Raw genomic sequence first — 22,595 nt, forward strand, 5'->3', positions numbered from 1 at the left:
GATCAATCCTGTTCCACAGTGTTTAAACCAAAATGCTGGTACGCTCGTGGTGTGGCTATTCTACCTCTTGGTGTGCGCATAAGGAATCCTTGTTGTATTAAAAATGGTTCCAAAACGTCTTCGATTGTGCCCTTTTCCTCACCAATTGCTGCGGCTATGCTATCAACTCCTACCGGACCTCCATTAAATTGTTCAATTACTGCTAACAGCAATTTCCTATCCATGAGATCGAAACCATATTTGTCTACATCCAACATTTCTAGAGCTTTTTGCGCTATATCAACATTAATGATGCCGCCACCTTTAACTTCCGCATAATCTCTAACTCGTCGTAACAAACGATTTGCAATACGTGGTGTGCCTCTTGACCTCAATGCAATTTCTTTTGCTCCTTCGGGTTTAGTTTTTACATTAAGTAATTGTGCCGACCGTGCAACAATTTGTGTTAATGAATCAACAGAATAATATTCCAGACGCTGCACAATACCAAATCGATCTCTGAGGGGTGAAGTAAGTAACCCAGCTCGGGTTGTTGCTCCAATCAAGGTAAAAGGCGGCAATTCCAGTTTGATAGAGCGTGCGGCAGGCCCCTCACCAATCATGATATCCAGTTTATAATCTTCCATTGCAGGATAGAGTATTTCTTCAATTACAGGGCTAAGTCTATGAATTTCATCAATGAAGAGTACATCATTTGCTTGAAGGTTGGTAAGTATTGCTGCAATGTCACCTGCACGTTCAATCACAGGACCTGATGTTTGACGCAAATTAACACCCATTTCATGGGCAATAATGTTGGCTAAAGTAGTTTTACCAAGGCCAGGAGGACCAAAGATTAAAACATGATCCAAGGCATCCTTTCGCTTTTTGGCTGCATCAATAAAAATCTGCATCTGCGAACTCACGGCATCCTGCCCTATATACTCACGAAGACTTAGGGGTCTAATCGCACGATCAATGGCCTCTTCCGAGGCAGTACTTTGAGTACTGATTAAGCGGTCACTTTCCAGCATAAAAGTTCTTTTAGAGTTCAATTGAATGTTAGCATTTTATCATATGTTTTTTTATTAGCAGCTTATTTGTTGAATATATGCAGAGAAAATCTAAAAATTTAACTAAATATCCTCGTTGAAATGATATTTCACCTGAGCCCAGGATAATATCAATCTTTATCCTGGCTTCATTTTGTCAAGTATTTGTAGAGTAAATTGAGTTTGTTAGTTTATTAATACCTGCAGTTGCCCTTCTTTGGAATATTCATTCAACTCAAATTCTTTAGAGGGTGACTCAGAAGGTGGCGTACACTTAAAAAATGATATTAATTTTTTTTCTCGTTTAAACTCCTGCTCAACATGAGTACATGATTTAAATTCATCAATACAATTAAAAAAGTTCGCTGTTGAGTAGATTGCCGTCATGCAAGCAATTGTTAGTATAGCAAGAGCAAAAAAAGGATTAACTGCTACCAGTGGAGGCGCCAATAAAACACAATAAGAAAAGAATATACCTGAAAGCGTAGCCCAACATAGTAATTCTAATGAAGTGAGAATATTTTCAAGAACTATGTTTGATTTTCTAAGTGCTTTTATTTCATCAAGTTCTTTTAACACGTCCTCAGATTTTAGCTGCCCGTTTTTTAGTCCTTCGAGGCCAGTAACAAGGAGCTCATATATTTTAATGCTTTCTTTTTCTGCTTGTTTATCAATCGCATCAATATATAATTTGTGATAATAAGCTTTAATTGTTTTTAATTGTTTTTCAATTTCTTCATTCAGCGCCACTCCTTTATAAAGTGCATCAATTTTTTTATCGCATTCTTGTAAACGTATTTCCAATGAACTAGTCATAATTCATCCCTTAATTTAACGAAGAAAAAATAACAACGGCTTTGATTAGAGTCCGTTGACATTTCATTTAATTCCTCTTATTTCCCGTTTTTTATGCGCGGGCAATATAGAGACACACTAAGATGTACCTATTTTTAATGTGGTTTTACTGGATTCCGCGCATAAAGCGCAGAACGTAGGCTAATGGAGAAATTGTCAACAGACCCTAGTAAATAATCAGGGCGTTTTATATCATAATTGAAAGGACTATTAAAGATGATGTAACCAATTGAAAAAAAACATTAAAAATAAAATAAATTTCATCTCCCAAACTAACCATATATTGGAGTCATATCTACAGACAATTGCGCATGTGAACTTGCGACTCTTAATTCCTGTGTGGAGGAAATGTCTGGTTTAAAAAATGATACCAAGCTTCGTTCTCGCTCATCTTCTTCAAACAATCGAGTACAAGATTTGAAATCATCAATGCATTCAAAAAATTTATTTATTGATTTTATCATTAGTGCAGTGAAAAGGATTGCTAAACTTAGTCCACAAATTGGATTGGGTGCGGTTACTGAGGTAGCACAAAATAAGCAAACAGGAGTTGCTATAGCCCAAAAAGCCATTTCCAGTGCCTTAGCAATATTATAAAAGACAATACCTAATTTTCTGTTAAAGGTAGTCTCTTGAATTTTTTGTAATGCCTGTTCTGCAGAAAGCTCACCATTTTTAACTTTGACTAGATGCTCAACAAATAATTCATAAGCTTCTACAATTGCCTGGGGATGATAGGTTGATTTATCGAATGAACGCTTATAATACGCATCAACTTTTGTTAGTTGTTGCAGAATCATTGTTTCATGTTCGTTTTCTATATAAAGCCGTAAAAGTTTATCACGACAACTTTCTAAACGTCTTTCCAGAGGATTAGGCATGAATTTAACTCTTCATAATATTTATAAAAGTAACTGATTAATAAATAATCAAAAATTGCGTTCATATCATAATAGTGGAAAGAAGAAATGTCTATTAAACAAATTGACTTATTGATTCCATGATTAGTTTTCGTGCCCTAAAAATACGAGAACGCACTGTTCCGATTGGGCAATCCATCTTTTTTGCAATGTCTTCATAAGATTGACCATCTAGGATATACATAGCATAACAAAGACGTAACTCTTTTGATAAAGTAGAAAGAACTAGCTCCAATTGTTCACCAAATTCGATATTAATTAATAAATATTCTGGAGACAGCTGCACTGAGGGATAATAATTATCAGCATATTCAGCTTCCAGATCCATACGTAGATTAGCAGCACGATAGTGATTTTTAATTGTATTTTGAGTAATTCGGTACAACCATGTAGAAAACCGACATTTTTCTTTAAAATAATGTAAGTAGCGATATACTTTAATTAATACTTCTTGTGCCAGATCACTAGCATTTGCTCTATCTTGAATATGTAAGTGAATAATTTGTTGTATTTTATTGTTATAACGCGACAACAACAGATTATAAGCTTCCATGTCACCTTGTCTCGCCAAATTAATCAAGTCCTCATCACTGTAAGAAGTTTCTTTACTCATCACTTCCTCATAATTCCATTATTTAAATGATTGGTCTTTATTTGTACCTTATGTTCAATTATATACTACTTTGGCTTATTTTGAGATGTAGCAGGCGTAATTGATGATTCGTAATTTGATCAAGAAATAAAACGATTCGTTTTTTTTGTTTGGAATTTACAAATTCAATAAGTTGAAAAAAAGGATTATGAATTAGAACTACGGCTTGGGTATATGATTCTTTATTACCTTTTTGCATTTCCAAAATCCATTTATTACCAATAAATTGAATTTTTTTAATTGATGACCACGGACTTTGATTAACCCAATCAATGTACAATAAAACGAAAATTAGACCCAGCAAAATTAGTTTGATCAATAGATATATGGATGAAAAAAGAATTAAAATAGTTGTAATGAGATATACCACTAAAATCAAACGTAAATAAATTTTTGACTTTCCTGGCTCAATTATTATTTCGGATAATAGTGACAATTTCTTTTAACTCTTTATCTTGAGGATCTTCATGGCCCATTAACCAAGCAAACAGCTCTGGATCAGTACAACTTAATAATGAATTAAAAGCAGCAAGTTCTTGTGTTGATAAATGATCCACTTGATGTTCAAGAAACCGTTGCAAAATAAGGTCTAATTCCAGCATTCCCCGACGGCAATGCCATGCAAGTTTTGCTTTTTCCTTGATATCCAACATGTTAAATCTCTTTGTGATCTTATTACAGACAAATGATACACTACTGTCTTTGTAAACGGAAATCATTAAATTTTCATTTAAAATACATTTCGTATGGTGAGTTTAAAGAATTAGAAAAACTCTTAAGATTTTGATTCGCAGTTATCCATAATATAAAAGTAACTGTTTTTTAGGTAAGAATAATGAGTACGACTTTTACACATTTAATTAATAACAGAGCCTTAACTACCTTTAAAGCCTTGAATAATGAGTTAGAGCTCTTGCCTCAAAAGAATTATTTATTTGATTTATCTTATCTATCTGCTATTGATGTTGAGGGAAATAAAGCCATTGACTTTCTTCAAGGCCAATTAACTTGTGACTTAGGCTCCTTATCTGATATACAAATGATTCAAGGAGCACAGTGCAATCTTAAAGGACGGATCCTCGCTTTGATGGATATTATTAACTGGCAAGGAGTCAAGTTAATACTGCCTGAAGATTTACAAGAAGCGACTATTCATTCATTAAGTAAATATGCTCTATTATCCCGTGTTAGCCTTAAGTCAAACGCCCAATTTAAAATTTTTGGATTTTATCTCCAAAATCAAGAAGATATTATTCCCGATACAGAGTTTTTTCCTAATGCTCTTTATGCACATACATACAATGCCCGCTCTTGTATTTATCATTTAGGCAATGGATTCTATATTTTTCTAGTGCTGGCTGAGCATGCACATGAAATCCAAGATCGTTTTATGAGAAAAGAACAATTTCTTGGTTCTTTAACCTGGCATACTTTAAGGCTATATCAACAACAAATAGAAATTTATCCCGAATCTCGAGGTTTGTTTTTACCACACAGGCTCGATTTGCAAAAAACTCCATACATCAATTTCAATAAGGGTTGCTATAAGGGTCAGGAAATTATTGCACGAATGCACTATAAAGCTACCTTAAAACACCAAATGAAACTTTATGAAATTATGACAGATCAAAAGATCTATTCTGGACAAAAATTATTTGAAAATCCAGAGGGAACAGAACTGGGTCAGTTAGTTGACTTTTCGATTCTGAAGCCTGGGCGGTATTTAATTGCAGTAAGTATATTGAAAGGAAATGAGCAGACGGTATTTCTTGAAGGACATAATCAGTCAATAGAATTGACCAATCCATCAGTTACTTTATCAAATCCACTTACATAATAAAATCTTCTTGTATATACAAAGTTCATGTTGGTTGAGCCAAGGCCCAACCAACATGAACAGACTAATATTATGCTTCTTGCTCAACTAACTCATACGATTGCAACGTAGTTTGCGTCAGATCAAGCAACTCTCTGATTGCAACAAAGAACATCGTATAGTTTAGAACCGAGCTTGCTTTCAGATCTGCTAAAATAAAGCGCCAACGCTGTATTAATGCGCGATGAGACTCTCCCCAAGAAGCAAGACGTGCCTGCAAATCGGGGTTCTCACCGTCATAGTTAATAAGTCCAGCAGTGAGTTGACGCTGTTGCCAATCCAAATCATCTCGTAATGCTTCTCTGGACAAGGATTCCCAATGATTTTCACTCGGATGCATAATAATTTGTTTTCTAATCCATGCAAGATCCAAGAACTCGCCTACTCCAAAATAAATTTCAGCAACCTGAGCGACTTTCATATTTCTCTTATCAGCGATTTCTATAATGTCGGTTGCAGCAAATAAGCCTCGGGTTACAGTCAAATCATGTGCTAATGTTGGTGGAATACCTTCATTAACAAGCCCTTGATACTCCTCATTATATTTTACCCGTCGTTCTTCATTTAAGATTGCTGGTATGGACATCTTCAACTCAACAATTCCTTGCGAGTAGAGTTTTACAACCTCGGAAATATCAACAGTTCTACGCTGACTACGCAAGAACCAACGTGTAATACGTCGCGCCAATCTAGCATAAAGCATCATCATTTCTACTTGCTTTTTAGCACTGATCTTCGTGCCCAATTCCTCAATTTGCTTCCAAACAGATTCTAAATTAAGTACAGAGCGAGTAATGACGTAAGCTCTTACAATCGCTGAAACAGGAGCACCAGTTTCATCCTGTAATCTGTAAATGTAAGTAAAGCCCATCTCATTTACTATAATATTGCTTAACTTGGTTGCTATTATTTCTCTTCTTAGTGGATGAGATTGCATTTGCTTGCTAAATCGCTCTTGCAAAGGCTTGGGAAATGAACTAATTAAAAATTGAGTCATATACCCTTCTTCAGGAACACCAGAGGCCAGAATTTGCTCTTTAAGAATTGTTTTACTGTAACACATTAATACGGCAATACTTGGACGCATCAGGCCTTTACCCATTAATTTGCGTTCCATAATAATCTTATCGTCTGGCAAGTATTCCAGATTACGATCAATTTTTCCGGTTCGTTCTAATTCACTGATATAGCGACTTTGTAGATCCAATGCCTGAAGAGGCTGTGATGCAGATAAACTAATTGCTCGTGTTTGTAAGAAATTGTCACGAAGCACCAATTTACTTACTTCATCAGTCATTTCAATTAACAATTCATTACGTTGTTTTGGAGTTAAATCACCAACTGCAACAATACTGTTAAGAAGAATCTTAATATTTACTTCTTTATCAGAACAATTAACACCACCAGAATTATCAATAAAGTCGGTATAAACCATTCCGCCATTTAATGAGTATTCAACACGTGCCAATTGGGTTAATCCTAAGTTACCGCCCTCACCCACAACTTTGCAACGTAATTGTTTGGCATTGACTCTAGTTGTATCATTGGTTCGGTCACCAACATTAGCGTTTGATTCAGTACTGGCCTTAACATATGTACCAATTCCTGCGCTCCAAAGTAAATCAACTTTGGCTTTTAAAATCGCTTTAATTAACTCATTGGGTTCAATTTCATTCTGTTTAATTCCGAAAACAGCTTGCATTTCCTTACTGACAGGGATGGATTTGGCATTACGATTGAATACACCACCGCCCTTGGAAATAAGTTTTTTATCATAATCAGTCCAATTTGAACGTGGCAAATGGAATAAACGCTCACGCTCTTTGAAACTGGCTTCTGCATCAGGATCAGGATCGACAAAAATATGAATATGGTTAAAGGCCCCAACCAACTTGATGTGTTTTGATAACAACATACCATTACCAAAAACATCTCCAGCCATATCGCCAATACCCACGACAGTAAAATCATTATTTTCAATGTCTATATTCAATTCATAAAAGTGTCGTTTCACTGATTCCCATGCACCTTTGGCCGTAATCCCCATTTTCTTATGGTCATAACCGATTGAGCCACCTGATGCAAAAGCATCTCCCAACCAAAAGCCATACTCTAAAGAAATAGCATTAGCAATATCAGAGAACGTTGCGGTACCTTTATCTGCCGCAACAACAAGGTAGGGATCATCCTCATCATAGCAGACGACATTATTTGGTTTAACTACCTTACCTTCAACATAATTGTCTGTAATATCGAGAAGACCACGAATAAATAATTGATAACAGCCGATCCCTTCAGCCATTATTTCTTCTCGCGTACCGTTTACAGGTAAAAATTTGGGTACAAAACCACCCTTGGCGCCACTAGGAACAATTACTGAGTTCTTGACTTGCTGCGCTTTCATCAAACCAAGTATTTCTGTACGGAAATCCTCTCTTCGATCAGACCAACGTAATCCTCCGCGAGCAACCTTGCCACAACGCAAGTGAACCCCTTCAAATCTTGGAGAATAAACAAAGATTTCAAACATAGGATGTGGTTTTGGCACACCAGGAATAATCTTGCTGTTTAATTTTAGAGAAATATAAGGTTTATGGTGTCCATCTTGATTTACTTGATAAAAATTGGTTCGTAATGTAGCACTAATCGCATGGATGTACTGTCTGATTATTTTATCTTCATCAAGATTCGATACAGTATCGAGATCGTTTAATATTTCAATAGACAAATCAGTGAAACGATCTTCTCTATTGGGATCATCAGCAGGATTACAGCGAATTTCAAATAATTTCACTAACTTTTTAGCAATAGTGACATTATTATTTAACGCCATTTCCATATAGTCTTGGCTAAAAGTAATACCAATTTGCTTGAAATATTTGGCGTAGGTGCGCAATACAGCTACTTCACGCCAATTAAGTCCCGCCGCTAAAACCAACTGATTAAAGCCATCATTTTCAGCTTGACCAAACCAGACTTTGGCAAAAGCATTCTGGAATAATTCTTTTATCTCATCCAGATCAAACTCAATCGGTTTATTATATTGCATGGCAAAATCGTTAATCCAAGCAACTTTACCATCTTCAAATTTTAATGAATAAGGACGCTCACTTATTGCACGTAAACCTAGTTTTTCTAATATTGGTAAAACATCAGATAAAGGTATCGTATTATCATGCTGATAAACTTTTAATCTAAAACTATTTTCTGACTCATCCAATGGTTTATAAAAGTTAATACCCAACGGATGCTCAGATGTGAGTAACTCAATATGCTTAATATCATAAACTGCTGTTCTTGCAGAAAACATATCACAATAGGCAATCGGAAATGCATTTTTATAACGTGCAAAAAGGGTATTGGCTTGTTCCTCTCCATATGTCTCATTTAAATGAGATTGCAAATCGTCTGTCCATGACCGCCCTGCTTCGATTAGTTTTCGTTCAATGTCTTTTAAATCATATTCGAGTGGTATATTCGGATTAATTTTAATAATAAAATGTACTCGTGCTAAAACAGACTCGGTAAATTGAGTTGAATATGTAGTCTCAATAGAATTAAAGCTTTCATCAAGAATGTTTTTCATCGCCATTCTTAATTCGGTATTAATTCTATCTTTAGGTACATATACCAAGCAAGAAACAAATCGACGATAAACGTCAACTCGCGCGAATAGTCGTATACGCTTTCTGTCTTGCATATAAAATATACCCATTGCAATTTCCAGAAGCTCTTCTTCTGTTCCTTGAATCAAATCATCCCGTGGTAGCGTTTCTAGAATATTCAACAAAATTTTACCCGCATGACTGCGTGGATTTAATTTGGAATTTTCCATAATGAGCGCTACCTTACGTCTCAAAAATGGAATTTGTTTTGGGTTAGTATGATAGGCAGCAGAAGTATAAAGTCCAATAATTCTTCGTTCCCCAATTACCTGTCCTTGGGCATTAAATCGTTTAATTCCTATATAATCGGTATACGCATCACGGTGGACACTTGCTAGGGTATTTGTTTTCGAAGTAACTAATATGCGTGGAGATAAGGTAAATTCGCGTGCTTCTGGTGTCATTGCAGAAATACTTCGTGTCATTGATTTAGTAACACTTTCACGCAAAAGTCCCAATCCAGTATTTGGAACCGCTTGTAAAATTGTTTCTTTACCCTTTTCTGCTAATTCATAATCTCTCATTCCTAAAAAGGTAAAATGATGATCTTCAATCCAATGTAAAAATGCTTTAGTTTCTTCTACTTCATCTAAATCGAGTACAGAAGATACTTTATCAATTTCTGATATTGCTTCTCGAACTGAAGCGCGCATTTTTTCCCAATCCTCAAAAACTACTCGGTTGTCTTCAAGAGCGCGCGCGCATCCCTTATGCAATTCTTCAAGCACTTTAGGGTCAGTTTGTCGATCAATTTCAAGAAATATTGGCGCCTCATGAATTACGTCTTTCTCATCTAATATTTGAGCACGAGGTAAAATTTCACAGACTCGATTCATTTTATCTCTTTTAACGCGAATACCCCCCATATGAATCGTTAGATGAGAGGATAGCCCCATTCTATGGATTACCAAACGAATTGAGTCAACCAGAAAAGGCATGTCATCACAAATAACCTCAATTACAGTATGAGTAGTTTGCCATCCATGACGTTCATAATCTGGATTATAGATTCTAATTTTTGTCTCATGAGGAGCTCGTTCACTAATTAAAGACCAAAAATTTACTACAGCACCATAAAGATCATCAATAGTCCATGAACTCAGGTCTTCCATTGCTACAGTACCATACAACTGTTTGGCAAATTCGGCGCAAAACTCAATTTGATCACCACCCATAGAGCTTCTAATTTTATCTACAATGGCTTCAATTAATACATCTTTACCTTCTTCAAATTTATAAGACATTGTTGTTATACCTCGTCGATTTTGCCTCAGCCCTACAGCGAGAATTATTGTTTAAATAAAAATAACCAGCCACTCACACCAAGCCAATAAATAAACTGGTTTAATGAGAGTGGCCAAAAAATCATGTTGAAGCCATTTACGCTTTGAGTAAATGACTGCAAACTTTAATGTTATGAATCACCGATGGCTATGGTTTTAGTGTTAACAAACTCTAAAATACCTTCTTTTGATAACTCACGGCCAAACCCTGATTCTTTTATTCCACCAAATGGTAATCTGGGATCAGAAGCCACAAAAGCATTAACGAAACACGCGCCAGCTTCTATTTCATAAGTAGCTATATGTTCTCCCCTCTCCAAATCGCGAGTAAACACCGCGGCACCTAAACCATATTGGCTTTGATTGGCATAAGCAATGCCTTCTTTTTCATTATTGACTGTAATAATAGCAATAACAGGTCCAAATAACTCTTCATCAAAAGCTGGCATGCCAGGTGTCACATGAGTTAACAAAGTTGGTGGATAATAAAAACCTTTTCCATCGGGAATTATACCACCTAGCAATAATTTAGCACCTTGTTTTAGTGATTTTTCTACTTGAATATGCAAGTTTTCGCGCAAGTCTGAACGCGCTAATGGGCCAAGCTGGGTTTCGGGATTAAGTGGATCCCCCATTTTAAATGCAGAAACTTGCTCAATTATTTTTTGTATCAACTCTTCTTCAATTGATTTTAAAACAATGATGCGCTTGGCAGCAATACAAACTTGGCCTGAATTATTGAGTCTTGAATTAACAATACAACGTGCAGCCAGATCTAAATCAGCATCTTCAAGAACGAGATAAGGATCGCTCCCCCCTAGCTCTAATACTGCTTTCTTTAAAAATTTTCCTGCATGACTTGCAACAGCGCTTCCTGCACGTCCGCTTCCTGTCAAAGTAACCGCAATAACTGAGGGATGCTCTATAATTCTAGCCGCTCCATCATTATCGACAATTAAGTGTTGGAAAACATAATCGGGAAATCCTGCCTCCAGAAATAACTCTTCTATTTTATTGCCAGTTCCAGAAGAGATAGGTGCATGCTTTAAGACAGCAACATTGCCAGCCATGAGCGTAGGAACAGCAAAGCGAAATACCTGCCAAAATGGAAAATTCCAAGGCATGATGGCAAAAACCACCCCAAGTGGTAAATGACATACTTTAGATTTTTTCATATCCGTTTGCACTACTTTGGCAGCAAGGTACTCTTCTGCATGTTCTGCATAATGCTCACATAACCAGGCACATTTATTAATTTCTGCGATACCTGCAGTTATTGGCTTGCCCATTTCATTTGACATTAGATGAGCCAATTCATCTGTTTTTGATTTTAACAGTTGGGCGAGCCGTAGCATTAAAGCTTTTCTTTTGCTAAAAGAGGTTTTTTTCCATTCCAGATATGCTTCATGCGCTTTGTTGAGTTTTTCATTAACTTCTTGCTTGCTCAAGCAATTATAAGTTTTCAGGATCTGTTCTGTTGCGGGATTTACAGTTTGAATTATCATGATGTCTCCATACAGAATAAAGTATATTTAATTAAAGTTACCAACTCTCCTTGCGTACTACTTTTGATTATTGATACTATTTTTATATTTTTAGCTTTTCATTAAAAGCAACATAGTTTAAACCAATATGTTTATACAATTAATAAATATTTCAGAAATCCATCTTTAATAGCACAGCTTTTAATGATTGTTTTCTATTAACACTAGGATTATTAATGAACTTAAGTAAACCGAAATTCCACCCATTACAGTACGTAGCGGCTTGGTTAGTGCATCTCTTTACCGCAAGCGCAGCCTGTATTGGTGTTTTTTCATTAGTAAAAATGTATCAACATGAATACATTTTTGCTTTGTGGCTCATGCTTATTACTGTTGTTATTGATGCAGTGGATGGAAGCCTTGCTCGCTTAGTTAATATTAAGGAAATTTTACCCAAAATAGATGGCGCATTGCTTGATAATATCGTTGATTACTTAAATTACGTTATAACTCCATGCTTTTTCTTGCTTGTGAAGCCCGGTATGCTTCCGCCTACCTATTCAGTTTTGTTAATTGCGGCGGTTTCAATAACTTCTGCTTATCAATTTTGTCAGTCTGATGCAAAAACCCCAGACCATTTTTTTAAAGGATTTCCATGTTATTGGAACGTTACTATTTTATATATGTTTATCTTTAATACTACTGCCACAACAAATGCCATTATATTAACAATCCTTTCTATACTTATTTTTGTACCTGTAAAATACGTATATCCCTCAAGACTCGACTATTTAACTGAATCCAGGATATTAAAAGTGCTTATGCATGTTTGTTCTATTATCTATGCTATTAGTTCAGTTTGTTTGCTCATTAGTTATCCGAATACAAACATCATTTTCCTTACACTTTCATTAGCTTATGTTGGAATGTACATATTTTTAAGTTTTTACAGAACTTATTATCCTATGATTAAAGCTAAAATTGCTGCGCAAAAAGAATAGGTCCTATTTTTTTGCTGTGGGATAGACTTTGTATTTTTTATGATTAAAATAACCCACAAAGTTTACTTATTGAGGTATTTATGTCTGTGTTCCACAAAATTAATAAATCGATTATTTTCTCTGCTGTTCTAATTAGCGCGGCACAAGCTCAAGTTGCAAGTACCTTCCCAAGAGGATGCGAGGTTACAGGTTTCGGCTATAGTCAAAATTATCTGATTTTAAATGAAACAGGAAAGCAGTCTTATTATTTAATACAAAATCATTCTGATTCTAAAATCGAAATGGAACGTGTAAATACTGAAGAAGTATTTATGAGCCCCCCTTTGCATGCTACATTCGAACCAATGAGTTGGGGTGCATTTGCTTCTGATGTTAGGAACTTAAATTTTAAATGTTATAAACACGTTGATGAAAATACTACTCTTGTGGACTGTCGTAGTGTATTAGAAGTATGTGAATATCCAAGAGTTAAGTTCGCTCTAAGTAACATGGGAAATTATTGGATTTCATTTAACAAATCCCAAGGTGAAATTATCCAAGAATCAGTGGCGAAAGGAATTTACTTAAAATGGTGATGCGTGGCTAAAAATACATATATTTTGTTGGGATGCATTGGCTCACTTATTATATTGAGTGGCCTTTTGAAGTTTTTCGGAACTTCACCTCCTCATTTTTATTCTCAACTTTATTATTTCATTGGCGGTGTTGCCTTGCTCATAACCGCCATTCATTTTAAGTTGTTTTTTTTTATAGCCCTACAATTAATACTTATTGCTGGACACGCCGCAATTCTATTAGGTAGTGGCCCTTATACCCAGTTTTTCTTGCCTATATTAATGTGCTGTCAACTCCTCACATTCTATTTAATGTTTGGCAAAGAAAATAGTGTGTTTTTAATATTGGGAGTGTTTGGTATTGCTTTGCTTTCTATGGGTTTTGCCTACAATGATAAATGGATATTTTTTTCAGGGAGCACATTTATCGCGATATATGCTTACTATAACGCGTATAAAGGATTATATCCTTCTTATATTTGGGCGTTTTTGAATACAGCGATTGCATTGCTTGCTCTTTACCGAATACTTTTCGTATAAAATAAACAAATCGATGCGTAACTTTAGGAAAACCTGGGTTACGCGATACGTTTTACCCAGGCTACAAGATAGATTAACTTACTTGGCAGGAACAATCTCAACGTGCAATTTGGCAATAACATCACTGTGAACATGTACTTCAACAACGAAATTACCGATTGAATGAAGAGGTCCCTCTGGCATTACAATTTCACGCTTGACTATATCGATACCTTTATCTACCAAAGCATCTTTAATTTCATTAACACCAACGGAACCGTACAATTTGCCTTCGTCACTCGCCATAGCATTAATAATTATAGTAGTATCATTCAACTTGGCGGCACGCTGCTCAGCAACAGCAAAAGACTGCTGGGCTTTTTTCTCAAGCTCAACGCGGCGCTGTTCAAATAACTCAATATTTTTTGGTGTAGCAAAAACCGCTTTATTTTGTGGTATCAAGAAATTACGACCATAACCTGATTTTACATTTACTCTATCACCCAGGTTACCTAAATTTCTCACTTTTTCTAATAAGATAACTTCCATCTTAATAACCCCTTAAATTGACTCGCCGACCCTTGAAGGGAAATACGATCTAAAATTAACTAAACTATCTAATAAACCAAGGATGATGTAGGTACATAATACAAAAGTTGGTTTCACTAATATTAATAACATCAATAAAATAAATACCTTCACTTGTCTTTTTTGAGAAAAGATAAAATAAACCAATCCAAATCCAGAAGCCAAAAAATAACAAAGCATAATTGGAAGCACATTCAAAGCCAAAGGGATCTCATAAAAAGTTGCCAATGAAACTCCCATGAAAACTAAAAATGAAAGTCTACCACTACGAAATAACATTAGCTCATTCCTGAAACCACCAGGTAAAAATAATCTTGCTTGAATTGCTCGCGCGAACATCAAGGAAATTGTTGCGGAAACAATCACACTTAATATCTGAATTCCGAAGAATAACTGCGCTAAAATTACTGAGTTTATGCCATTAAGAGTGGGATCAACTAAGTCCTGGTATTGTGTCAAAATTAATTTAAACAGCCTAAATTGTTCGACAATAAAACCAGGGGCTAAAAGTTGAATGAGTAAGCATCCCAAAAAGGCCAGTATAAAAAACACTCCCGCGGCCACCTGCCATTTTTCAGTATTTCGCAGGCTCAATGCTGCAAAGTAACATGGAAGATAAGCGATTAGAGTATTAATCAGTGCTCCGGACAATGGAATTAACATCATCAATGGAACAGAATGAATAACAAGTGCAGGCAATAAAATATCAAAACCAGATCGAGCACCTTTTCTTAAGGTCACTAAACACACTAAAGCGACTGAAAGCCAAGATGCAAAGGGTAATACTGAAAAAATTGCAGCAAAAACAATTGATTGCTGTTTACTTTCAAGCATTACCTTACATTGTTTTATTATAAAATTGCCTGCTCGCATCATTATTATTTATCTGTGGCTATCACAATATGGCAACAGGCCAAGAAATCTGGCTTGCATAATTGCTCTAGCTAATTGTCTTTGAAAACGGGTTTGAGTACCAGTAATACGACTTGGCACAATTTTACCAGTTTCAGAAATATAGTTTTTCAGTAAATTGATATCTTTATAATCAATTTCATTGCCGCCTTCAGCACTGAAACGGCACATTTTTTTTCTACGAAAATAAGCTGACATAATAAAACTCCTCTTAAGCAGATCTGGTTTCTTTTTCTTTCTTCATCAAAACTGATTCAGTCGTGATCGCTTGTTTTTGACGAGTGATTAAATTTCTGATAATTGCATCATTAAATTTAAATGCATTTTTAATTTCTTCCAGAGCTTCAAGGCTACACTCAATGTTCATAAGAATGTAATGTGCTTTATGTACATCACAAATTGGATAAGCTAACTGGCGACGACCCAAATCTTCTTTACGGTGGATGACCCCATTGTGCTTGCTTATGATCCCTTCATAGCGCTCTACCATTGCTGGCACTTGTTCGCTTTGATCCGGGTGCACAAGAAACATAATTTCATAATGTCTCATGATTTCTCCTTATGGATAATAGCCTCCTGTTATCTGAAATAACAGTAAGGCAAGGTTTAAAAAAAGCTGCTAATTATAACCATTTTGGTCGCATCATACAATTCTCAATCAATTAAAAATAATTAAATTATGATGCGAGGCAAATAAAACTCTCTAATAAAATTTTTTTTACTAATTTTGTATTAATTTTTAGTGACAAATATCTATGAATTAGGTTACCGTGCATAAAAAGTAAATGTCATTGATTTATAATCAACTTATTTGAAAGTACAGAGGTTTTTAATGGATATAATTTCTCTTCAATTTGAAGAACCTTTAATGATTCATATTGGTGATACTGCTGTTAAAATCTTAGCTTTTAAAACACAGGAGCATGGAAATATAAAATTTGGTGTAGATGCTCCCAGGTCAGTTAATGTGCATAGAGAAGAGATCTTTCATGCCATTAAACAAAAGCAGCTATTAGAAACAGTTGAATAATTCGTCTGAAATGTATCAAGTGTCATCGCGTTCAATTATTATCCTTTCTGGTTTAGTCCTGGCTTTATCATCTATTGTTTTTTCAATAAATCATTTTTTTTATAAATATCCTAGTAATAACTATTTTCCTGAGGGTATCCCGTTTCTAGCTCTAGTATTAATTCTTATAAATCTTGGGCTCGTTCTCTATTTCCCCAAGGGGGACAAACTCAGGCAAGTCGGAAGAGAACTGATTTATTTTTTTTTAGTGATGTGTTTAATCGCCATCGCAACAAATGCAGTGCAATTAACTCCATTCCCAATTATTGATCCCTTAATTAACACGATCGAAGAACATATGGATATCCATATGGAAGCGATATTAGCCTGGACTCACAATCATCCTCAGTTCAAATATATACTCGGTGTAATTTATGATAGTCTCACCTATCAAATGAGCATTTTGCCCTTACTGGTCATTTTCACCTGTCGATTTCATTTAATCAGAGAATATTATTTTTATATGTTGAGTACTGTTTTAATTGGTTTTGCATTTTATTATTTTTTCCCTACTACTGCTCCCGCGAGTATTATCAATAGCCCTTTTTTTTCTCCTGAGCAAATCGATACAGGCCTTAAGTTCAAACAAATTCATCATTACATTAATCCAACTACAAATGAAGGTGGGTTAATAGCACTTCCTTCTTTTCACGCGATTTGGGCAATATTATGTGTGAATCTTCTTAGAGAATGGCCAATTCCTTGCATTCTATTATTTATAATTAATCTTTTGCTTATTGCATCTTGTGTTTTATTAGGATGGCATTACTTAATCGATATCATAGGGGGCTTTATTGTTTTGCTTTTAAGCTACTATTCTTTGAAATACAGTAGTATTAGAGCAGCAAAGCGAACATCAGGGATCAGATGAAAGATTGTTTAAAATTCTAACTTTTCTCGGCTCAACTCAAGTTAACTGGACTAAACAATAATTTAAATTTTTCGGACTATGCCTGTTGGATAATTAAGTTCATTTTGAATTACTTTACTGTGGCCTAAATTGGAAATATTATGGCCTTTTAATAATTTATCCAGTGCTGATTGCAGCGTCATACCCTTTTGTTCACTTAAAATAGGATGTACTTGAACGACCCATGTGCCATCCTGTTTACCAATTTTTACTGGTTCATTAATCACCCTTACTGGGGTTCCTATTGGAACCATTCGAAATAAATACTCAATATCATCAGGAAACATACGAAGACATCCCGCGCTGACACGCGAGCCAATTCCATTGAGTCTGTTGGTACCATGTATAAGGAATGTTGGCCATCCCAGGCGCAAGGCGTACTGACCTAAGGGATTATATGGCCCAGAAGGAAATTCATCAGGAAGAAAATCACCATTTTTCTCTGCTTCGACACGAAGTCGTTCTGTTGGTCGCCACTTAGGATTTGCTTCTTTGGCTACAATTTTGGTTATTCCCAAAGGCGTACTCCATCCCTTTCGGCCAATGCCAACTGGAAAAGTAATTACCACATTCTCATTCTCAGGAAAATAATACAGTCTATATTCTGCTAAATTGATTACAATTCCCTTTCGAGGAACATTAGGCAAAATATACTGTGCAGGAATTACAAGCCGAGAATTAGCAATTAAAGATTGTCTGGCATCGATTTGCGGGTTTGCTCTGACGAGCTCATAATACCCAACATCAAAACGTCTGCCTATCTCATCAATTGTTTCATTTGCCTCAGCTAACGCATATTGAATCTCTCCAACAACATTACCCGTCACTGGTAAAACTAAAGTTGCCGCATGGGAAATAAACACGCAAAAAATTTGTATGAACATAAAAAAAAGTAAATTTTGCTTGTTTAAGATCATTTGTAATGAATATCCCATGTTGGAACGTAACCTCAAGGCTTGGGTGAAGTGAAACAGCACTTCAATTATATTATGGCAAAATGTAGTTCCCGCGAAGACGGGAACCCATTTCTAGCGAGCATTGTGCTACTTTTGAGAATAAATTCCCGCCTTCGCGGGAATGACAAAAATCATTAACTTAATAACAGCTGCCTATACCTGAGCTTCAACATAGTTTCATAAAAAAGTAGAATCAAAATTATAAACTTTCATCTACCTTAAAACGCTCACCATACTTGGATTCCAAGGTCTTAAATAAATTTTCCAGATTATTTGTTCCGAAATCCTTTGCATAATTCATTGGACCACCACGAAATGGAGCAAAACCTGTAGCAAAAATCATACCTGCGTCAAGTAAATCAGCGTCAGCTACAACGCCCTCTCGCAAACAGGCAGCCGACTCATTTACCATTCTCAGAATTAATCGATCAGCAATATGCGGGTTAATTGGTGTACTGGGTTGTCTTTTAACTGCCTTACCATTTTTGTACTGGTAAAATCCTTGACCTGTTTTACGACCAAGTTTACCCTCTTTAACCATATCACGAAGTTTTTGTGGCACAGTCCCACCAAAATGCCCCGTTAAATTTTCAGCAACAGCAAGACCAACATCTAATCCTACTGTGTCTGCAAGTTCTACAGGCCCCATAAACATACCAAAAGATAAGGCTGCTTCATCAATCGTTTCAGCACTATATCCTTCATCCAGTAATTGGACACACTCCATAAGATAAGGCATCAACACTCGATTTACTAAAAATCCTGGGCTGGATTTAACAGGTAACGGCAGTTTGCCAATTTGATTGACAAAAGCACAGGAATCGAGTTCAACTGTCTTGGAGGTTTTTGCACTACTAACTACTTCAACCAAGTCCATTTTTGCAACTGGATTAAAGAAATGAATACCAACCAGACGATTCGGATTACTCATGACACTACTCATTTCATCCAAGGGAATACTGGATGTATTCGTGGCAATGATGGCATTTTTTTTAGCAAGTTTTTCAACCTTTTTCATAATTTCTTGCTTAACTGCAAGATTTTCGAAAACAGCTTCAATAATTACATCTGCACGTGCAATACCATGACCTTCAGGATCAGGGATTAAATTATCCATTGCAGCTTGTATAAGTCGAGGCTTACGTAATTTTTTCTTATACAAAGTATGAGCGCGACCAATTGCTGGAGCAATTTGAGCATAAGTTTGATCTTGCAAAGTTACCCGCAAACCACGTAGAGCACACCAAGCAGCAATATCGCCTCCCATTACACCCGCACCTATAACGTGTACGTGGGTTGCCTTAAAATCGCTACCTTTTGCAAAACCTTTCAAACGTTCACGCAAGGAAAAAGCGCGGATCAAATTTTTTGAAGTAATTCCAGTAGATACCAAATGTTCTACGGAATCTATTTCTTTCAAGTATGCCCTATCGCCCATACCACCTTCTTTTTCCCACAGATCAATAATGGCATAAGGCGCTGGGTAATGTTCTATTCGTACTCGTTTGGCAACGTTACGGCGCATTAAAGCAGCAATAGGTTTCCTCATCCAAGAGCTATTTGTTAATCCATGTATGAATGAAGGTTTATGTTTTGGTGGCTTGTTTTTTATAAAATAAACAGCAGCTCGCTTTAACTGGCGAATCGGGACCACGTCATCAATCATGCCTAAACTTTTGGCTTTTACAGCAGGCACTGCACTTCCAGTCAAAATGATTTGTGATAAGGCATGAAAACCACCAATCAATTGGGGTAATCGCACAGACCCTCCCCAGCCTGGATGTATGCCCAACATCACTTCAGGCAAACCGATACGGGAATCCTTTTCATCACTGGCAACTCGATAAGTGCAGGCTAGAGCCAATTCATAACCACCGCCCATGCAGAAACCATCTATCATAGCCACGCTGGGAATTGTTAGCGCCTGTAGACGAGCAAATACCGCTTGTCCTTTTCGTAAAAAATCCACCGCTTGTGCTGGGGTTTCAAATTTTGAGAACGCATTCACATCCGCACCCGCGATAAAACCTTTTTCTTTAGCTGAATAAATAATCAGACCTATAGCATTTTTATCTTGTGATATTTCATGCAGAAGACTGTTAAGCTCGTCTAATACCTCTTCATTGATGCTATTTACAGACGTATCTTTTCTATCCAGTCCTAACCACAGAATATTGTCGCTATCTCTTTTCAAGTCCCAATGTTTGTAATTATTCATGTCCTTTCACCTCAGTCACTCGTTCAAGATACATAGCCCCGCCCTGTCCTCCACCAATACAGATAGAAGCCATACCCCGCGACTCATTTCTTTGTTCCAATGATTTTAAAACGTGTAATACGATACGTGCACCACTTGCACCTATAGGATGCCCTGCTGCAATTGCACCACCATCACGATTAAGTTTTTCTAATGAAGGGCCACCTAATGCTTTTTCCAAACCTAAGTGAGTGCGGCAATAATTCTCATCATTCCAGGCAGCGACACAACCCAAAACTTGCGCTGCAAATGCTTCATTAATTTCCCAGCAATCGATGTCTTCAGATTTTAATTTCTGTCTTTGTAAAATAGGGGTTACCGCATGCACAGGGCCAAGTCCCATTTGTGATGGGTCAAGTGCTGACCATTGTGAGTCCACTATTCTAGCTAGGATCTTTAAACCATATTTCTTAACCGCATCTGCACTAGCTAGTAATAACAAACAAGCACCATCCGTTATTTGCGAGCTATTTCCAGCCGTTACCATACCGTATTTTTTATCAAAGAATGGCTTTAATTTTGCTAATTTTTCGACAGTTGAATCTGCTCGTAGTCCATCATCTTGAGAATAAACACGTCCTTTATAATCAATAATTGGTGATACTTCTGTCATTCTATTTTCGCTATAAGCTGTTGCCAGCTTTAAATGGCTTTGGTTCGCAAATTCATCCATTTGCTCACGAGTTAAGTTAAAACGGTAAGCAACTTTTTCTGCTGTTTGCCCCATGTTCATACCAACAATGGGATCAGTAAGTCCGCGTAGCAAAGCAATAACAGGAGCAAGATAAGCAGGTCTAAATTGAGTGATTAGTCCTAATTTTTGGCTGAAACTCTTAGATCCATACCAACTAGCTAACCAGGAGGCCATTTTTTGATTAAATAATAAAGGAGCATGGCTCATAGAATCGGTACCACCGGCAAGCACCAAGTCACTACGACCGCTTGCAATTTGCATTGCTGCATTATCCAGAGCTTGCATTCCGGAGGCACAATTTCTCATTACTGTAAACGCAGGTACTTTATCACCGCATCCCAAGCGCAAGGAAACCACTCGAGCAATATTTGCCTCATCTGGACTAGGCATAGCACAGCCAATAATCACTTCATCCAACTCAGTTGGAGCAAAAGGTTGTCGATTTAATAATGTCGTACCTGCCGCTACCGCCAAATCAGATCCAGAAAAAGGACCTATTCCTTTGGCCTTGAGAAATGGTGTTCGATTTCCATCAACTATATACACGTCTCGACCATGTAAATTCGACTTCTGTTTCATCGATCCTCCTTATATTAAAATTGGGTCGCAGTCCTGCAATGATGTTTTGTTAAAAGAACAGTTACTCCAAAGCTCAATAAATAACGACATCCCTCTTGTAAGTAACAAAAAAGACCTAAATCTTTTAACTTCACGCCATTAGTCGTCACTGAAATTGGCTTTGATTTATGAATGATAAAGATTAGCAGTAATCATAAAAATATGGAAATTTTATAAAGCATTATATAAAAAAATAATTATCCTAACTTCTTGAAAAATTGAGTACTATCCAGTTGTGCAAGTAACTCACCCTTTATTGATTAATTATTGCTCACTATGAAGCATATAAAGACTTTAGCACGCTTTAAAATTTAATTTATAAAGAAGAGATATTGACGGCTTCAAAATACCTGATATACTCCGCAACCATTGATTGGAGAGATGGCCGAGTGGTCGAAGGCGCTCCCCTGCTAAGGGAGTATGGGAGAAATCCCATCGAGGGTTCGAATCCCTCTCTCTCCGCCAGTCAACGCGCCCGTAGCTCAGTTGGATAGAGTATCTGGCTACGAACCAGGGGGTCGGAGGTTCGAATCCTTCCGGGCGCGCCATTTTTCATAAAATCAACAAAAAGCAAAGAATCACTCCGAGATTTAGCCAAGGCATCTAATGTCATTGGCCCGGAAGTGTTCGAACCGAAAGAGTTGGATCTTCCCCATTTCCGGGGGCACTAATCAATAACACAAAACTTGGGCTCTTCCCCAAATCAGGGGGCACTAATCAAGAACACAAAACTTTAACCCTTAACCTATAA

Annotated in this window: 21 protein-coding genes and 2 tRNA genes; 8 read left to right on the plus strand and 15 right to left on the minus strand. The window is 36.5% G+C overall.

Annotated elements, in window-relative coordinates; genetic code table 11:
• Positions 1-2 precede the first annotated feature (2 nt).
• The 6 genes from ruvB to DGG96_RS12690 form a co-directional block, all read right to left on the minus strand.
• Complete coding sequence (gene ruvB / locus DGG96_RS12665) at positions 3-1,013, minus strand: Holliday junction branch migration DNA helicase RuvB (protein ID WP_110143030.1); 1,011 nt, start codon at positions 1,011-1,013, stop codon at positions 3-5.
• A gap of 204 nt (positions 1,014-1,217) precedes the next feature.
• A complete protein-coding gene (locus DGG96_RS12670; protein WP_110143031.1) occupies positions 1,218-1,847 on the minus strand; it encodes a DUF5638 domain-containing protein in 630 nt (209 codons plus the stop codon).
• Between the two features lie 311 nt (positions 1,848-2,158).
• Entirely contained in the window at positions 2,159-2,767 is a 609-nt protein-coding gene (locus DGG96_RS12675) for a DUF5638 domain-containing protein (protein ID WP_110143032.1), read from the minus strand.
• A gap of 94 nt (positions 2,768-2,861) precedes the next feature.
• Entirely contained in the window at positions 2,862-3,419 is a 558-nt protein-coding gene (locus tag DGG96_RS12680; RefSeq protein ID WP_110143033.1) for a sigma-70 family RNA polymerase sigma factor, read from the minus strand.
• A 58-nt stretch (positions 3,420-3,477) separates the two neighbouring features.
• Complete coding sequence (locus DGG96_RS21185) at positions 3,478-3,657, minus strand: hypothetical protein (RefSeq protein WP_233590533.1); 180 nt, start codon at positions 3,655-3,657, stop codon at positions 3,478-3,480.
• Positions 3,658-3,865: 208 nt separating this feature from the next.
• A complete protein-coding gene (locus tag DGG96_RS12690; RefSeq protein ID WP_110143035.1) occupies positions 3,866-4,111 on the minus strand; it encodes an FAD assembly factor SdhE in 246 nt (81 codons plus the stop codon).
• A gap of 182 nt (positions 4,112-4,293) precedes the next feature.
• On the opposite strand from DGG96_RS12690, the gene ygfZ reads away from it, so the two are divergent.
• A complete protein-coding gene (gene ygfZ / locus DGG96_RS12695) occupies positions 4,294-5,295 on the plus strand; it encodes a CAF17-like 4Fe-4S cluster assembly/insertion protein YgfZ (RefSeq protein WP_110143036.1) in 1,002 nt (333 codons plus the stop codon).
• Between the two features lie 70 nt (positions 5,296-5,365).
• Here the strand turns inward: ygfZ and DGG96_RS12700 are convergent, their stop codons facing one another.
• Both DGG96_RS12700 and DGG96_RS12705 read right to left on the minus strand, forming a co-directional pair.
• Positions 5,366-10,243, minus strand: coding sequence for an NAD-glutamate dehydrogenase (locus tag DGG96_RS12700; RefSeq protein ID WP_110143037.1), 4,878 nt, complete (start codon positions 10,241-10,243; stop codon positions 5,366-5,368).
• A gap of 170 nt (positions 10,244-10,413) precedes the next feature.
• On the minus strand, positions 10,414-11,787 hold the full coding sequence (locus tag DGG96_RS12705; RefSeq protein ID WP_110143038.1) for an NAD-dependent succinate-semialdehyde dehydrogenase: 1,374 nt from the start codon (positions 11,785-11,787) through the stop codon (positions 10,414-10,416).
• A gap of 215 nt (positions 11,788-12,002) precedes the next feature.
• On the opposite strand from DGG96_RS12705, the gene pcsA reads away from it, so the two are divergent.
• From pcsA to DGG96_RS12720, 3 genes are all read left to right on the plus strand, one after another.
• Positions 12,003-12,767, plus strand: coding sequence for a phosphatidylcholine synthase (gene pcsA, locus DGG96_RS12710; RefSeq protein WP_110143039.1), 765 nt, complete (start codon positions 12,003-12,005; stop codon positions 12,765-12,767).
• 80 nt (positions 12,768-12,847) lie between these two features.
• On the plus strand, positions 12,848-13,342 hold the full coding sequence (locus tag DGG96_RS12715; RefSeq protein WP_110143040.1) for an enhanced entry protein EnhB: 495 nt from the start codon (positions 12,848-12,850) through the stop codon (positions 13,340-13,342).
• A gap of 3 nt (positions 13,343-13,345) precedes the next feature.
• On the plus strand, positions 13,346-13,861 hold the full coding sequence (locus DGG96_RS12720) for a hypothetical protein (protein WP_110143041.1): 516 nt from the start codon (positions 13,346-13,348) through the stop codon (positions 13,859-13,861).
• Positions 13,862-13,939: 78 nt separating this feature from the next.
• Here DGG96_RS12720 and rplI read toward each other — a convergent pair whose 3' ends face one another.
• From rplI to rpsF, 4 genes are read right to left on the minus strand one after another with little or no spacing between them, the layout of a single operon-like run.
• A complete protein-coding gene (gene rplI, locus DGG96_RS12725) occupies positions 13,940-14,389 on the minus strand; it encodes a 50S ribosomal protein L9 (protein ID WP_110143042.1) in 450 nt (149 codons plus the stop codon).
• A 12-nt stretch (positions 14,390-14,401) separates the two neighbouring features.
• Positions 14,402-15,304 carry a hypothetical protein gene (locus DGG96_RS12730; protein ID WP_199739247.1) on the minus strand — a complete coding sequence of 301 codons (903 nt, stop codon included), beginning with the start codon at positions 15,302-15,304 and terminating at the stop codon, positions 14,402-14,404.
• 6 nt (positions 15,305-15,310) lie between these two features.
• Positions 15,311-15,538, minus strand: coding sequence for a 30S ribosomal protein S18 (rpsR, locus tag DGG96_RS12735; RefSeq protein WP_058469456.1), 228 nt, complete (start codon positions 15,536-15,538; stop codon positions 15,311-15,313).
• A gap of 13 nt (positions 15,539-15,551) precedes the next feature.
• Positions 15,552-15,890, minus strand: a complete 339-nt coding sequence (rpsF, locus tag DGG96_RS12740) for a 30S ribosomal protein S6 (RefSeq protein ID WP_058469455.1) — start codon at positions 15,888-15,890, stop codon at positions 15,552-15,554.
• 282 nt (positions 15,891-16,172) lie between these two features.
• Between rpsF and DGG96_RS12745 the strand changes: the two genes are divergently transcribed.
• Positions 16,173-16,370 carry a carbon storage regulator gene (locus DGG96_RS12745; RefSeq protein WP_058469454.1) on the plus strand — a complete coding sequence of 66 codons (198 nt, stop codon included), beginning with the start codon at positions 16,173-16,175 and terminating at the stop codon, positions 16,368-16,370.
• Between the two features lie 10 nt (positions 16,371-16,380).
• Positions 16,381-17,280: a phosphatase PAP2 family protein gene (locus DGG96_RS12750; protein ID WP_110143047.1), complete on the plus strand. Its 900-nt coding sequence runs from the start codon at positions 16,381-16,383 to the stop codon at positions 17,278-17,280.
• 62 nt (positions 17,281-17,342) lie between these two features.
• On the opposite strand, the gene DGG96_RS12755 is transcribed toward DGG96_RS12750, so the two are convergent.
• From DGG96_RS12755 to DGG96_RS12765, 3 genes are all read right to left on the minus strand, one after another.
• Entirely contained in the window at positions 17,343-18,254 is a 912-nt protein-coding gene (locus DGG96_RS12755) for a L,D-transpeptidase family protein (protein WP_233590532.1), read from the minus strand.
• A gap of 220 nt (positions 18,255-18,474) precedes the next feature.
• The gene (locus DGG96_RS12760; protein WP_110143043.1) at positions 18,475-20,493 is read right to left on the minus strand and encodes a 3-hydroxyacyl-CoA dehydrogenase NAD-binding domain-containing protein; all 2,019 of its coding nucleotides are present in this window, start codon (positions 20,491-20,493) and stop codon (positions 18,475-18,477) included.
• On the minus strand, positions 20,486-21,805 hold the full coding sequence (locus DGG96_RS12765) for an acetyl-CoA C-acetyltransferase (protein ID WP_110143044.1): 1,320 nt from the start codon (positions 21,803-21,805) through the stop codon (positions 20,486-20,488). Before DGG96_RS12765 ends, DGG96_RS12760 begins: the two co-directional genes overlap by 8 nt.
• A gap of 414 nt (positions 21,806-22,219) precedes the next feature.
• Here DGG96_RS12765 and DGG96_RS12770 point away from each other — a divergent pair.
• A tRNA-Ser gene (locus DGG96_RS12770) sits at positions 22,220-22,309 on the plus strand.
• Positions 22,310-22,315: 6 nt separating this feature from the next.
• A tRNA-Arg gene (locus DGG96_RS12775) sits at positions 22,316-22,392 on the plus strand.
• Positions 22,393-22,595: the final 203 nt, after the last annotated feature.

Source organism: Legionella qingyii, assembly GCF_003184185.1.

Excerpts from the sequence above, each read along its gene's own strand:
- DGG96_RS12750 (WP_110143047.1), top strand. The coding sequence starts at position 16,381 with ATGTATCAAGTGTCATCGCGTTCAATTATTATCCTTTCTGGTTTAGTC.
- ruvB (WP_110143030.1), bottom strand. The coding sequence starts at position 1,013 with ATGCTGGAAAGTGACCGCTTAATCAGTACTCAAAGTACTGCCTCGGAA.
- DGG96_RS12760 (WP_110143043.1), bottom strand. The coding sequence starts at position 20,493 with ATGAATAATTACAAACATTGGGACTTGAAAAGAGATAGCGACAATATT.
- ygfZ (WP_110143036.1), top strand. The coding sequence starts at position 4,294 with ATGAGTACGACTTTTACACATTTAATTAATAACAGAGCCTTAACTACC.
- rpsR (WP_058469456.1), bottom strand. The coding sequence starts at position 15,538 with ATGTCAGCTTATTTTCGTAGAAAAAAAATGTGCCGTTTCAGTGCTGAA.
- DGG96_RS12705 (WP_110143038.1), bottom strand. The coding sequence starts at position 11,787 with ATGATAATTCAAACTGTAAATCCCGCAACAGAACAGATCCTGAAAACT.
- rpsF (WP_058469455.1), bottom strand. The coding sequence starts at position 15,890 with ATGAGACATTATGAAATTATGTTTCTTGTGCACCCGGATCAAAGCGAA.
- DGG96_RS12755 (WP_233590532.1), bottom strand. The coding sequence starts at position 18,254 with ATGGGATATTCATTACAAATGATCTTAAACAAGCAAAATTTACTTTTT.
- pcsA (WP_110143039.1), top strand. The coding sequence starts at position 12,003 with ATGAACTTAAGTAAACCGAAATTCCACCCATTACAGTACGTAGCGGCT.
- DGG96_RS12680 (WP_110143033.1), bottom strand. The coding sequence starts at position 3,419 with ATGAGTAAAGAAACTTCTTACAGTGATGAGGACTTGATTAATTTGGCG.
- DGG96_RS12715 (WP_110143040.1), top strand. The coding sequence starts at position 12,848 with ATGTCTGTGTTCCACAAAATTAATAAATCGATTATTTTCTCTGCTGTT.
- DGG96_RS12690 (WP_110143035.1), bottom strand. The coding sequence starts at position 4,111 with ATGTTGGATATCAAGGAAAAAGCAAAACTTGCATGGCATTGCCGTCGG.
- DGG96_RS12765 (WP_110143044.1), bottom strand. The coding sequence starts at position 21,805 with ATGAAACAGAAGTCGAATTTACATGGTCGAGACGTGTATATAGTTGAT.
- DGG96_RS12700 (WP_110143037.1), bottom strand. The coding sequence starts at position 10,243 with ATGTCTTATAAATTTGAAGAAGGTAAAGATGTATTAATTGAAGCCATT.
- DGG96_RS12730 (WP_199739247.1), bottom strand. The coding sequence starts at position 15,304 with ATGATGCGAGCAGGCAATTTTATAATAAAACAATGTAAGGTAATGCTT.
- rplI (WP_110143042.1), bottom strand. The coding sequence starts at position 14,389 with ATGGAAGTTATCTTATTAGAAAAAGTGAGAAATTTAGGTAACCTGGGT.
- DGG96_RS12670 (WP_110143031.1), bottom strand. The coding sequence starts at position 1,847 with ATGACTAGTTCATTGGAAATACGTTTACAAGAATGCGATAAAAAAATT.
- DGG96_RS21185 (WP_233590533.1), bottom strand. The coding sequence starts at position 3,657 with ATGCAAAAAGGTAATAAAGAATCATATACCCAAGCCGTAGTTCTAATT.
- DGG96_RS12745 (WP_058469454.1), top strand. The coding sequence starts at position 16,173 with ATGGATATAATTTCTCTTCAATTTGAAGAACCTTTAATGATTCATATT.
- DGG96_RS12675 (WP_110143032.1), bottom strand. The coding sequence starts at position 2,767 with ATGCCTAATCCTCTGGAAAGACGTTTAGAAAGTTGTCGTGATAAACTT.